The sequence below is a fragment of the Pantoea sp. X-Soil-YNGN-844 genome, from assembly GCF_059730595.1.
Genome location: NZ_AP036007.1, coordinates 3,273,012 through 3,285,618 on the forward strand (window position 1 = coordinate 3,273,012; position 12,607 = coordinate 3,285,618).

The 12,607-nt window shown below is 56.3% G+C and carries 12 protein-coding genes; 3 read left to right on the forward strand and 9 right to left on the reverse strand.

The genetic code is table 11. The features are described from left to right. Window positions 1–52: 52 nt before the first annotated feature. The 9 genes from recC to rppH all read right to left on the reverse strand — a co-directional run bounded on the left by recC (window position 53) and on the right by rppH (window position 10,000). Entirely contained in the window at window positions 53–3,430 is a 3,378-nt protein-coding gene (gene recC, locus AC6I8C_RS15140; RefSeq protein WP_497822942.1) for an exodeoxyribonuclease V subunit gamma, read from the reverse strand. Window positions 3,431–3,531: 101 nt separating this feature from the next. Further along, on the reverse strand, window positions 3,532–3,771 hold the full coding sequence (locus tag AC6I8C_RS15145) for a prepilin-type N-terminal cleavage/methylation domain-containing protein (RefSeq protein ID WP_497823351.1): 240 nt from the start codon (window positions 3,769–3,771) through the stop codon (window positions 3,532–3,534). Window positions 3,772–3,817: 46 nt separating this feature from the next. After that, window positions 3,818–4,222: a DUF2509 family protein gene (locus tag AC6I8C_RS15150; RefSeq protein ID WP_497822943.1), complete on the reverse strand. Its 405-nt coding sequence runs from the start codon at window positions 4,220–4,222 to the stop codon at window positions 3,818–3,820. Further along, window positions 4,219–4,746, reverse strand: a complete 528-nt coding sequence (locus AC6I8C_RS15155; RefSeq protein ID WP_497822944.1) for a prepilin peptidase-dependent protein — start codon at window positions 4,744–4,746, stop codon at window positions 4,219–4,221. The genes AC6I8C_RS15150 and AC6I8C_RS15155 overlap by 4 nt, the downstream gene beginning before the upstream one ends. Continuing rightward, window positions 4,743–5,213 (reverse strand): prepilin-type N-terminal cleavage/methylation domain-containing protein, encoded by a 471-nt coding sequence (locus tag AC6I8C_RS15160; protein ID WP_497822945.1) that lies wholly within the window; start codon window positions 5,211–5,213, stop codon window positions 4,743–4,745. Before AC6I8C_RS15160 ends, AC6I8C_RS15155 begins: the two co-directional genes overlap by 4 nt. Window positions 5,214–5,402: 189 nt before the next feature. Then, window positions 5,403–6,197 carry a thymidylate synthase gene (gene thyA, locus AC6I8C_RS15165; RefSeq protein WP_497822946.1) on the reverse strand — a complete coding sequence of 265 codons (795 nt, stop codon included), beginning with the start codon at window positions 6,195–6,197 and terminating at the stop codon, window positions 5,403–5,405. Beyond that, window positions 6,194–7,075: a prolipoprotein diacylglyceryl transferase gene (lgt, locus tag AC6I8C_RS15170; protein WP_497823352.1), complete on the reverse strand. Its 882-nt coding sequence runs from the start codon at window positions 7,073–7,075 to the stop codon at window positions 6,194–6,196. Before lgt ends, thyA begins: the two co-directional genes overlap by 4 nt. Window positions 7,076–7,213: 138 nt before the next feature. After that, window positions 7,214–9,460, reverse strand: coding sequence for a phosphoenolpyruvate--protein phosphotransferase (gene ptsP / locus AC6I8C_RS15175; RefSeq protein ID WP_497822947.1), 2,247 nt, complete (start codon window positions 9,458–9,460; stop codon window positions 7,214–7,216). A gap of 12 nt (window positions 9,461–9,472) precedes the next feature. Next, complete coding sequence (rppH, locus tag AC6I8C_RS15180; RefSeq protein ID WP_009087042.1) at window positions 9,473–10,000, reverse strand: RNA pyrophosphohydrolase; 528 nt, start codon at window positions 9,998–10,000, stop codon at window positions 9,473–9,475. A gap of 684 nt (window positions 10,001–10,684) precedes the next feature. Between rppH and mutH the strand changes: the two genes are divergently transcribed. The 3 genes from mutH to AC6I8C_RS15195 all read left to right on the forward strand — a co-directional run bounded on the left by mutH (window position 10,685) and on the right by AC6I8C_RS15195 (window position 12,510). After that, window positions 10,685–11,362: a DNA mismatch repair endonuclease MutH gene (gene mutH, locus AC6I8C_RS15185; RefSeq protein ID WP_497822948.1), complete on the forward strand. Its 678-nt coding sequence runs from the start codon at window positions 10,685–10,687 to the stop codon at window positions 11,360–11,362. A 100-nt stretch (window positions 11,363–11,462) separates the two neighbouring features. After that, complete coding sequence (locus tag AC6I8C_RS15190) at window positions 11,463–12,173, forward strand: TerC family protein (RefSeq protein ID WP_003853954.1); 711 nt, start codon at window positions 11,463–11,465, stop codon at window positions 12,171–12,173. 118 nt (window positions 12,174–12,291) lie between these two features. Beyond that, on the forward strand, window positions 12,292–12,510 hold the full coding sequence (locus AC6I8C_RS15195; RefSeq protein WP_497822949.1) for a YgdI/YgdR family lipoprotein: 219 nt from the start codon (window positions 12,292–12,294) through the stop codon (window positions 12,508–12,510). The last annotated feature ends 97 nt before the right edge of the window (window positions 12,511–12,607 follow it).

Consider the following 12,607-nt stretch of genomic DNA (forward strand, 5'->3'; position numbering starts at 1 on the left):
AGAGCAAAATTTCTGTGTAATAAGCCAGTCAGCAAAAATGCCTTCTGACCTGCTATTCATCATCCTGATGTGCAGCCAGCACCGGTAAATACCAGCGCTGTGCCGCCTCAGTTATCTGCTGCAGTTGTGGCTCATCCAGCATACGGCAAAGACGCTGCAGATAGGGATCGCCGCCCTCGCCCTCAATCTGATAGTTACCCTGCCAGGCGGTCAGCAGTCGATTACGCGCCTTGAGCTGCGTCGCTTCATCGGACAGCAACTGCTGGCTTTTTTTGTCATAGCTGGCGGTGAGCCACGCGCCGCCACTTTTGTTAAGCAGCATCAGCGGCTGGCGCATACCGGCGAGATAGCCTTTGACATATTCATTCAGCGCAGCGATCGCCTCAGCCTGTGATACGGCGAGGAAACACCAGCGGCTCTGCTGCCGGCCAAATATCCGGCTGCTGCCGGTGCCGCCCAGCGCGCAGTAGACCAGATGCTCCAGCCAGAGTAACAGTCCGTCGTTCATGTTGAGCACGCCAGGCCGCCAGCGCAGTAATCCGTCACTCTGCACCTGCGTCAGCCAGCCGGTTAAGCTGACCTGCTCCAGCTGCAGGTTTACTTCCCAGCTCTCGCCATCACTGCGCTGAGTGACCACTTCAGCAGCCACTTCCTGCATCTCATCACGCTGCGCCTGCCAGAACAGCTCACCGAAGGCGCCGTAAGGCAGATTACCGGCCGCGCGATGGTGCGCATAAAGCCGCTGGGTGTCCTCGCCTTCGACCAGGGCATTCAGCAGCTGCGCGTTGATCTGGTAACGCTCCAGGTTGTCGAGCGCAAACGGCTCGCTGTCGGGCAGTTCGTTCTCCTCCAGCCAGAAACTCACGCCGAGCCGCTGGTGGAACCAGGCGCGGACCGGATGCCGCCAGAAACGCAGAAACGCTTCCAGCGTCAGCGCATCAATTAACGGCGCTTCCAGCGGCTGAACAAAATCGGGTTGCGGCTGCCCTGCTCCCTGCGCCGCAGGCAGCCACTCACGCGCAAAACTCTGCAATCTGGCAGCCGGTTGGAAGTTCTCTGCAGCAAAGGGCATCCGGCTGTGCAGGTGCTGCAGGTGCATCCGCACCCGTTCGGCACTTTCATCCAGCTCAAGATGACCGTCGCCCTCCAGATAAAAACTCTGTCCAATGTAATCCAGCAGTTCTGTGACCAGCACCGACGGGTAGCGTTCCGTATTATCCTGAATCGCCCGACCGATATAACTGATGTAAAGCTGCTGCTGTGCCGAAATCATCGCCTCCAGGAAGAGGTATCGATCATCATCGCGGCGGCTGCGGTCACCTTTGCGGGACTGCTGCTGCATCAGGTCAAAGCCTAATGGTGCCAGGGTACGGGGATAGACGCCGTCGTTCATGCCAAGCAGACAGACCAGTTGAAAAGGAATGGAGCGCATCGGCATCAGGGTGCAGAAGTTAATCTGTCCGGCCAGAAAACGCTGGCTGATGCGCTGCTGATCAAGGCGGCTTCGCAGATCATCGCGCAGCAGCGCCACCGGAATCGCTTCTTCAAAGCGCGCATCCATCCCATATTCGATCAATTGCTGCCACTGCTCTTCCACCAGCAGCAGGGCAGCCTCGGTTTCTGCATCGGGGCTGAAAAAGGCGTTCAGCAATTCCCGGCACAGTGGCAGCCAGGCGACCAGCGGACGGGGTTCGGCCAGCAGCTGTCGCCAGTGATTAAGCCGGGAGAGCAACTCAGCCAGATGTCCCGCCAGTTCACCCACCAGACCACTCGACTCGTCATAAGGCAGAATCCCTTCCCAGTCACCGTTGTGGCTCTCCATTGCATAACCCAGCAGCATGCGCTGCAGGCCAAAGCGCCAGGTGTGCTGGCCGGTAATCGGGAGTGACAGCGCTTCTACGCTGGCATCATCCAGCCCCCACCGCACACCCGATTCGCTGACCCAGCGCCGGAGTAAGCGCAGGCCGCTTTCATCAATAGAGAAGTGAGCAGCCAGCGCCGGAACATCCAGCAGCGCCAGAACATCCTCTGAGACAAATCGGCTGTCCGGCAGTGCCAGCAGATTCAGAAATGCCACAATGGCCGGATGCGCCTGACTGGCCCGCCGGTCTGAAATCGCAAACGGCAGGTAGCGATCGGCGGGTGCGTTGGCGAACACCGCCTGAATAAACGGCGCGTAGGCGTCGATATCGGCCACCATGACGATAATGTCACGCGCTTTCAGCGTCGGATCGGCCTCCATCATCGCCAGCAGATGATCCTGCAATACTTCGACTTCACGCTGGGCGCTGTGGCAGACCTGAACCGCAATGGAGCGGTCCTCCGGATCCAGACAGCGCTTCTGATCGCTGTGCGCCAGTTCCGCCGCATTCAGCCCGATGACGGCATTATCCTGCAGATTGAGAAGATCGTGCTGCATGCAGTGCAGCAGGTTATCCGGCTCCACATCCACAAAGGCATCAATATCATCGTTTGACTCCATCTGACTGAGCAGAAACAGGTTATCGCGCCCCAGCTTGCCCCATGAGGCAAGTAGCGGGTTAGTGAGCTGCTGTTCACCAGCGTCGTTAAACAGCGCCGGTGCCTGCTCTGCATCCCGGAAAAGTCCGCGTGATTCATCGGCACCATGACGTCGGCGCTGACGGCTCTGCAGTTTCGCCAGAAACGCATAGTCCTGAATGTCGCCCCAGTAGTCGCGGCAGGGATTGGTGAACAGCAGATGGATGTCGATGTGACGTCCCAGCGCCTGCAACGCCTGCAGATAGACTGGCGGCAGCGCAGAGATACCACAGATGAAGACCCTTTTCGGCAGATTTTCCGGCGTGGTTTTCGCCTGCTCTAGCGTCTGGATAAATCGCGAATAGAGGTTGGCACGGTGCCATTCGGGCTGGCGCAGCGTCCGGGTATAACTTACCAGATCGCGCCACAGTGCGGCCTGCCAGCGCTGCGCTTCGCCCAGTCCGTCAATGGTTTCGCCGCGTTCCCAGCTGTTGAGCCAGTCGGCACGATAAACCAGATACTGGTCGAACAGATCGGCCACGCGTGAACTGAGCTGATACAGTTTTCGCTTGTCGCCGTCGTCATGGAGATAGTGGCGTAAAGAGACAAACTCTTCATGTTCCAGCATCACCGGCAGCCGGTGCATCAGCTTCCAGCCCATGCTGGCCTTGCTGAAAGCACTTTCTACCGGGATATCGGGCAGTACGCGGACGAACATCTCCCAGATAAAACTGGCAGGCAGCGGGAATTCGATATTGGCCGCAATGCCAAAGGTTTGCGCCAGTTCCATCTGCAGCCATTGTGCCATTCCCGGGCTCTGCACCAGCACCATTTCTGAGGCGAAAGGATCATCAAGAGGATCATGTTTAATCACCGCCGCCGCCAGAATCTTCAGCACATCAAGCTGATTTGAGTGATAAACGTGAAACATGAAAACTCCTGTGATAACTCAGAACATGACTGCGGTATTGCGGCTCTGTCACTTTACCGCGTATTGCGGTTTAAACCCATCAAAAGGGCGACCCGTGACCTTTAACATCGCAGCCGCGTCAAAGTAGCGCTGCGCTGATAAGGCCCTGTCACATCCGCCCGCTCCAGGGTACAGCCTGAAGGGCCGCTTTGCTGTTGCAGCGTCGATGTCCACCCGGCAACGTCATGCCCTGCCAGGCGCTGCTCAGCCACCCGCCATGCCTCGCGCTGATACCACTGCTGACTGAATCCCAGCGCCAGTGCGCGATGATAGTGCAACAGCGTGCTGCTGCTTAATGCCATTAACAGCAGAGCAAACAACACTTCCGGCAGACTGAATCCGCCGCATTTACTGGCAGGTTGCCGGGGACGTGAGCGGACAGTAATCAATCCAGCCGTGCGGCAGCGCACTAATCTGATTGCCGCGTAAACGCACCCAATGCCATACCGCCATGTCACTGCCGCTGGCCTCACCTTTAAGCAGACCTTCATCCCTTTCACCTCGCTGTAAACAGCTGCGCCAGCCCTGACGATCATCCTGCTGACACAGGGCTGACTCCGTCGCTGGCCAGCTCAGGGAAAGACCCCATTGCAGCGCCGACTGCGCCCGCCAGAAATCCTGAATAAACTGCTGCTCATCCGCCAGCAGTCGCATTCCCTGCTCAGACATCTTTCGGCTGGCATGCAGCGTAAAGCTGCCGATCACCATAATCATCAGCACCATGCCCAGCGCACTGCTGCCTCGCTGCTTCACAGGTTCACGCCCTCTATCCAGCTCTCCACCGTTTCAAGCCAGCGTCCGGCCCGTCCCTGCAGCACGATCCTGACCTGTGTACCCTGCTGGCTGATGCGGAACTGCTCCACTGTCATGAATGCGGGATCGGAGAGCCGTTCCCAGCCCGCTGACTGACACTGGTCAACGCCGCGCTGTATCTCAAGCTGCTGCTGGCGCAGGCGAAAGCCGTAATAGTCACTCTCCGTATGGCCCACTGGTTCCCATTTACCGTTGCTGTTCTCATCCCAGCGCAGCAGCAGGCAGTTCTCGCTGATTTTCAGCGCACTATTGCCGCACTCACCGTGACAATAACCGGCACGCCGCACCGCCTTTTCCAACGTGGCCATCATCTGCTGTAACTCCTGACGCAGCTGCGCCTGTTGCAGTACGCCAGCACTCTCCGCCAGCAGCAGCGGCAGAAAACTTCCGGTACTTAACATGACGACCGCGCTGATTGCCATGGCGATTAGCATCTCCAGCAGGCTGAATCCGGCGATTTTCAACGGCACGTCTCCTCATTCATCATGCAGAGGCGAATACGGGCTCTGGCTGAGATAATCAGCCGCATGCGTCCGGCGCTGTTCCCCAGCTCTATACTGCCCGCCTTAGCGACATTGCGGCGGCCATAGAAACCCGGCTCGCCCCAAATGTCATAGAGCGCCACGCCCGCGTGCGGCGCGATGAAATGCAGCCGTTTCCCGTGAACACACCCCACAACGGGGCGGTTGCCGGCACCGATGCACCAGGGCTCGCCAGGCTGTGACCATAATACCAGGTCGCTATTTTGCCGGTTGGCCTGGGCACGCAGTCGTAGCAGGAATCCCTGCAATTGCTGAGCGCTGTCGCGCAGTTGCTGCCGCTGTTGCCAGCGCTGCCAGCCGTGTAGCGCGGCAAGGCTTAGAATGCCGGCAATCACCATTACCAGCAGCAGCTCCGGCAGGGTAAAACCGCGTAAGTGTGCTGTTTTCATAGCGTCAGAGTGCGGGTGATGAACAGGCGAAACAACAGGTGTTGTGACAGGCTGGAAAGCATGTCGCAGAGAATCTTCACCCCGCACACAGGCAGTGGCAGAAGCGTGCGAACGGTGCCGCAGATTTACCGGTATGCAGGCAAAAAAAAGCCCCGGCGAAGTTGCCAGGGCGTTATCTTTTATCGCGGGTCAGATGGCGACAGGCGCTTTGATCGCGGGATGCGGATCGTAGCCCTCAATCTCGAAATCGTCGAACTGATAGTCAAACAGTGACGCCGGTTTGCGTTTGATCACCAGCTTTGGCAACGGACGTGGCTCGCGAGTCAGCTGCAGGCGTGCCTGCTCCAGATGGTTGCTGTAGAGGTGTGTATCACCGCCAGTCCAGACGAAGTCACCTACCTGCAGATCGCACTGCTGCGCCACCATATGCACCAACAGCGCATAGCTGGCGATGTTAAACGGCAGACCCAGGAAGATGTCGCACGAGCGCTGATAAAGCTGGCAGGAGAGCTTGCCATCCGCCACATAGAACTGGAAGAACGCATGGCAAGGAGCCAGCGCCATCTCGCTGAGCTCACCAACGTTCCAGGCAGAAACGATAATCCGACGTGAGTCAGGATCGCGCTTCAGCTGCTCGATCACCTGGCTTAACTGGTCAATTTCCTGACCGCTGGCCGTGCCCCAGCTGCGCCACTGTTTGCCATACACCGGGCCGAGATCGCCATTCTCATCTGCCCACTCGTCCCAGATGGAGACGTTATTTTCCTTAAGATAACCGATGTTGGTGTCACCTTTCAGGAACCACAGCAGCTCATGAATAATGGAGCGGATATGGCATTTCTTGGTGGTGACCAGCGGAAAACCATCCTGCAGATTGAAACGCATCTGGTGACCAAAAATTGAAAGCGTACCCGTGCCGGTACGGTCAGCTTTTGGTGTGCCTTCGTGCAGCACATGTTGCATTAAATCCAGATACTGTTTCATTTTTCCTCGCGAAATTGTGGCTGCGGGCGACGACGATACGCCCAGAACATCATAATAATACCGGCAACAATCATCGGCACAGAGAGGATCTGTCCCATACTGATTCCGCCTTCAAACAGGCCAAGCTGGGCATCCGGCTGACGGAAGAACTCAACGATTATACGGAAGGCGCCGTAGCCAATCAGGAACAGGCCAGAGACGCTGCCCATCGGGCGCGGCTTGCGAATAAACAGATTCAGAATGATAAACAGCACCACACCTTCCAGCGCCAGTTCATAGAGCTGCGAAGCATGACGTGGCAGTACGCCGTAGGTGTTAAGCAGTTCCTGATATTGCGGATTGGTGGCGGCCAGCGCGACATCTTCGCTGCGGGAGCCAGGGAACAGCATGGCGTAACGGAAGCCCGGATCGACACGTCCCCACAGCTCGCCGTTAATGAAGTTGCCGAGACGACCGGCACCCAGCCCAAACGGGATCAGCGGCGCAATGAAATCCGAAACCTGGAAGAAATTACGTTTAGTGCGGCGGGCAAAGATCAGCATCACCACAATCACCCCGATCAGGCCACCGTGGAACGACATGCCGCCATCCCAGACTTTGAACAGATAGAGAGGATTTTCCAGGAACAGCGGTAAGTTGTAGAACAGGACATAGCCGATACGGCCGCCCAGGAAGACGCCCAGGAAACCGGCGTAAAGCAGGTTCTCAACTTCCTCTTTTTTCCAGCCGCTGCCAGGCTGATTGGCGCGGCGTACTGCCAGCCACATGGCGAAAACAAAGCCTACCAGATACATCAGACCGTACCAGTGCAGCGAAACCGGTCCGATCGAGAAGATCACCGGATCGAACTGCGGAAATGCAATATAGCCGTTATTCATCATTCACCGTCTATTTTTCAACCCTGAAAAGGGGTGTTGTCAGGCACATAAATTAAGGCTGCGCATCATAGCACAGCCGGTTTTGTGAATTGTCTTGCAAATGTAAACGCGGATAACGCGTAAAGCCTGCTTCAGCATCTAACGACCGCCGCGAATCAAGCCACCTAATCCGCGCCGCTCCATAAAGGCCGAAACCAGATGGCGAACTTCGGTGGCGGTGTCGGCATTCATTCCCTGCTCGCTGAGCTTCTGTACCTCTTCACGATCCAGATGACGCAACAGATACTTAACGCGCGGTACGTTTTTACCGTTCATGCTGAGATGGTGATAACCCAGGCCTATCAGCAGCGCGACGCACATCGGATCGCCTGCCATTTCACCACACAGGCACAATTCCAGATTGGCCAGGCGGGCTTCCTGCGCAATCGCATTCAGTGCGCGCAGCATCGCCGGATGCAGCGAGTCGTACAGATTCGCGACGCGGGTGTTGTTGCGATCCACCGCCAGCAGATACTGCGTCAGGTCGTTGGTGCCGACCGAGACAAAATCGACCCGTGACGCCAGATGCGGGATCATAAACAGCATCGACGGCACTTCGATCATGATGCCGATACGGGGCGTGGGGATCGCATAGCCCAGCATCTCTTCAACCTCGCGTCCGGCTCGCTCAATCAGCTGCTTTGCGTCGTCAATCTCGTCGATATGACTGATCATCGGCAGCAGGATACTGAGGTTACCGGAGGCAGCATTGGCGCGCAGCATCGCGCGCACCTGCACCAGGAAAATTTCCGGCTGGTCGAGCGTCAGGCGGATGCCACGCCAGCCCAGGCAGGGGTTCTCTTCACTGATCGGCATGTAGGGCAGCTGTTTGTCTGCCCCCACATCCAGCGTTCTCAGCGTTACCGGCTTGTTGTGGAACAGCTGCAACATGCCCTGATACTGCGCCACCTGCTCCTCTTCCGACGGGAAGCCGTTCTGCAGCATAAACGGGATTTCGGTGCGGTAGAGGCCGATACCATCCACCCAGCTGCCCAGCGCCTGTTCATGTTCCGGGCTTAATCCGGCATTGAGCATCACCTGCACGCGTTCGCCACTTTTCAGCTCACCCGGCTGATCGACTACGCCTTCCGCCATTTTGCTCAGCGCGTTCTCTTCGCTGATCAGCCGCTGATACTCCTGCACCAGCACCGGCTCGGGATCGATCAGCAGCTCACCGCGATAGCCATCAACGATCAGCAGGCGTTTGTTGAGCTGATGAGGCTGGATGTCAGCGCCCATCACCGTCGGGATGCCCATGGCGCGCGTCAGGATCGCCGCGTGGGAGTTAGCTGCACCGTCACGCACTACCACACCCGCCAGCCGCTCCTGCGGCAGCTCCGCTAAGGTGGTGGCGGTCAGCTCATCGGCGACCAGCACAAAGCGTTCCGGCCAGGCATTGGTGCCGACCAGAGTATCATCGAGGTGAAACAGCAGACGCTGACCCAGCACCCGCAGATCGCCAGCGCGTTCACGCAGGTAGTTGTCAGTCAGGCTGGCGAACTGTTCAGCAAACTTCTCGATCACCTGTTTCACGGCCCACTCCGCGACCGATCCGCGCTCGATCTCGTCGAACAGATCTTTCTTTAGTCGGGCATCGGTTAACAGGTGGGAGTAGAGATCGAAAATGGCCGCGCTCTCTTTCTGGGCGCTGGCGCTGAAGCGTTTGCTGAAGCGGCGGAATTCACTGGCCGCTTCGCTCATGGCAAGCGACAGACGCTCACGTTCACGCTGCACATCCAGCGTCGAGGCGGCCGAAACCTGATCGAGCAGAGGCTGCGTCTCATCGACCCAGCCGGGTGCCACCGCTACGCCAGGCGCTGCCGCTATGGCGCGCACCCGCGTCTGCCGGAACTGACCAAACAGCTGACCCATTTGAGACTGCGACAGCAGCGCTGCCATCTGGGTGGCGAGCGTCACCAGGAATGACTCTTCGCTTTCATCAAACTGACGGTGTTCGCGCTGCTGCACCACCAGCACGCCAAGAAGCTGGCGACGGCTGATAATGGGCACGCCGAGGAAGGAGCGATAACGCTCCTCTTTGACTGCGGGGATATATTTAAAGCTGGGGTGACTCTGGGCGTCAGCAAGGTTGATCGGTTCGGCCAGACGGCCCACTAAACCGACGATACCTTCGTCAAACGCCAGCGTCACGGTGCGGCCACGCGGTTTTTTGAGGCCGCGCGTCGCCATCAGGTAATAGCAGCGACGATCGTGGTCGGCGAGGTAAACGGAACAGACTTCCGTGTCCATCGCCAGACAGATCTCATTGACCAGGATGTCGAGTGCTTCATTGAGACGCGGCGCACTCGCCACTTTTTCTACAATTTCGCGCAACTGAGTGAGCATAAAGGGCGTGGCCTATCCTCTCTTACGTCGATGGGCAGGATTATTTCGCTGCCCCGCACTCTCCTGCATAGACATCACCACGCCAGCGAATTCCTTCATTACCCGACGATAGACATCGCGCTTAAAGGAGACAACCTGACGCACCGGATACCAGAAACTGACCCAGCGCCAGCCGTCAAACTCCGGCGTGCTGCTGTGCTGCACATTGATATCCGCGTCATTACACATTAACTGCAGAAGAAACCACTTTTGTTTCTGGCCGATACATACCGGCTTTGTGTCCCAACGCACCAAACGTTTTGGCAACTTGTAACGCAACCAGTTACGGGTAGAGGCAAGTATTCGAACATCTTTCCGGTGTAATCCGACCTCTTCGAACAGTTCGCGATACATCGCCTGTTCTGCGGTTTCACCGGGATTGATGCCTCCCTGAGGAAATTGCCAGGAGTGCTGTCCAAAGCGCCTGGCCCATAACACTTGTCCCTGCCGGTTACAGATTACGATACCAACATTCGGGCGGTAGCCATCATCATCGATCACCGGACTACCTCAAAGCAAAATTTGAATGGCCTGATTGTTTCACACTCCTTACAGGCGGTAAACCACTGGATTCATGGGGGGTTGAGCCATCAATAGCGGGATAACTCACAGAAAAGGGCAAAGTTATAAACAAAGACCGCAAAAAAGATCGATCTTATTCACCTTTTCTGTGGATAGCTTTGTGAAGAACGCGGGAGTTAACTGAATAACCCTGTCATCACACCTGGGAATGCCAAAAAGAGACAATTGCCTATCTTACTGATTAAAAATGAAATTAATGCAGAATTACGCTTCATCGTCTTTTTATAAACAGCGAATATTTTTACGCCCACTGACAATTGGCTAAATTATAAGCACAGTGCTTTTTATCCACAGATAATTGCTCAGGGTTAGGTCAGTGCGGTGAAAATTTGGTCAAATAGCAAAAAGTCAAGGCTGTAAATGGAACCAGTACCGCAAACATAAGGGGGTTATCCCACTTTTCTGTGGATAACCGGGCTGGAGATCCTGTTCATTGTTGCGGGTAAGCTGGGATAACCCTGACCCACTACGGGTAGCGTAAGGGCAATCCACCTAAAAAAGCATGATCTATCATGTTATTATCGCTCCCGGACACGATTTATTTTAGCGGGACAACTTAGCTACCCGCAGCTGTACAAATTTTAATCATTGCGAGTTATCAACATGTGTTATCCACCAGGACCACCCGAAGATGAAGCCACCCTGCTGGCACGCGCGCAGGATTTAGCCGGATTACCTATGGAAACGCTGGCTGCGCGTGCCGGTCTGCCCATGCCTGCGGATCTTAAACGCGATAAAGGCTGGGTCGGTATGCTGCTGGAGTGGCACCTTGGGGCGAGTGCGGGCAGCAAAGCGGAACAGGACTTTGCCCATCTGGGTATCGAACTGAAAACCATCCCGATTGATGCACAGGGTAAACCGCTGGAAACCACCTTTGTCTGCGTCGCACCGCTGACCGGTAACAGCGGCGTGACCTGGCTCACCAGCCATGTGCGTCACAAGCTGATGCGGGTGTTGTGGATCCCGGTTGAAGGCGGACGCGAGATTCCGCTGCGGGAACGCCGTGTCGGCGCGCCGCTGTTATGGAGTCCGAATGCGGAAGAAGATGAGATGCTGCGTCAGGACTGGGAAGAACTGATGGATATGATCGTGCTGGGGCGCGTTGAGCAGATTACCGCACGGCATGGTGCCTGGCTGCAAATCCGGCCCAAAGCCGCCAACAGTAAGGCACTGACCGAGGGAATCGGCGATCAGGGCCAGCCTATCATGACCCTGCCGCGCGGCTTCTACCTGAAGAAGAGCTTCACCGGTCCCCTGCTGGCACGCCATTTTCTCCTGTAAATCGCTTATCCTGCGCGACCAACGTCGCAATTTTGTGGGAGATTGGCGAATTCAATGCGTATAATCGCCGTTTACTTTTCGTTTAGGATTGAATGCCGGTATGTTTGAGTGGATTTCTGATCCCAACGCCTGGCTGGCGCTGGGCACCCTGACCATCCTTGAGGTGGTGCTGGGTATTGATAACATCATTTTCCTGTCGCTGGTGGTCGCTAAACTGCCCAAACACCAGCAGGCCAGTGCACGCCGCATTGGTCTGATGGGGGCGATGTTAATGCGTCTTGGCCTGCTGGCTTCCATCGCGTGGGTCGCCCGTCTGACTAACCCGCTGTTTACGCTGATGGATCATGCCTTCTCGGCGCGCGATCTGATTCTGCTGTTTGGCGGTCTGTTCCTGCTGTGGAAATCGAGCATGGAGATCCATGAAACGATTGAAGGCAGCGAAGGCGAACACAATACCCGCGTTCATTCGTTCCTTGGCGCGATTGTGCAGATCATGATGCTCGACATTATTTTCAGCCTCGACTCGGTGATTACCGCCATCGGCCTCTCCGATCATCTGTTCATTATGATGGCAGCCGTCGTGATTGCAGTGCTGATGATGATGTTTGCGGCACGCGCTATTGGTGAGTTTGTCGAGCGCCATCCGTCAGTGAAAATGCTGGCACTCTCCTTCCTGATTCTGGTCGGTTTTACCCTGATTCTGGAGAGTTTCGCGGTCCACGTACCAAAAGGTTACATTTATTTCGCTATGTTCTTCTCCATGGCGGTTGAGTGCCTTAACCTGATGCGCAGTAAGAAAAAGCACGCCTGAGAAAGTCAAGGGCGAGCCTGCTCGCCCGGTTATTTTCAGAATCCTACGATTAACCCTGCCGGCAAAACCATTTATTACTACACTTTTTGCACTTAACGATTTGTGAGGAAGAGGCGTGATGAAAGGGTGGGCAGGCGTAGCACTGGTGATGGTAACCGCAGCGTTACTGAGTGGATGCAGTTCTGATTATGTCATGGCGACCAAAGATGGCCGGATGATCATGACCGAGGGCAAGCCGAGCATTGATAAAGAGACCGGCCTGGTGCAGTACACCGACCAGACGGGTCACGAGGTGCAGATTAACAGCGATGAGGTCTCAACGATCATTGAACGTTAAGTACCCGATTTAATGACCTGCCACCGATTCCGCGCTGGCAGGTGATTTCCCCGATTTTTCCCCCTTCCTTCCCCGCCGTTGCTCGCGCTATAGTCCC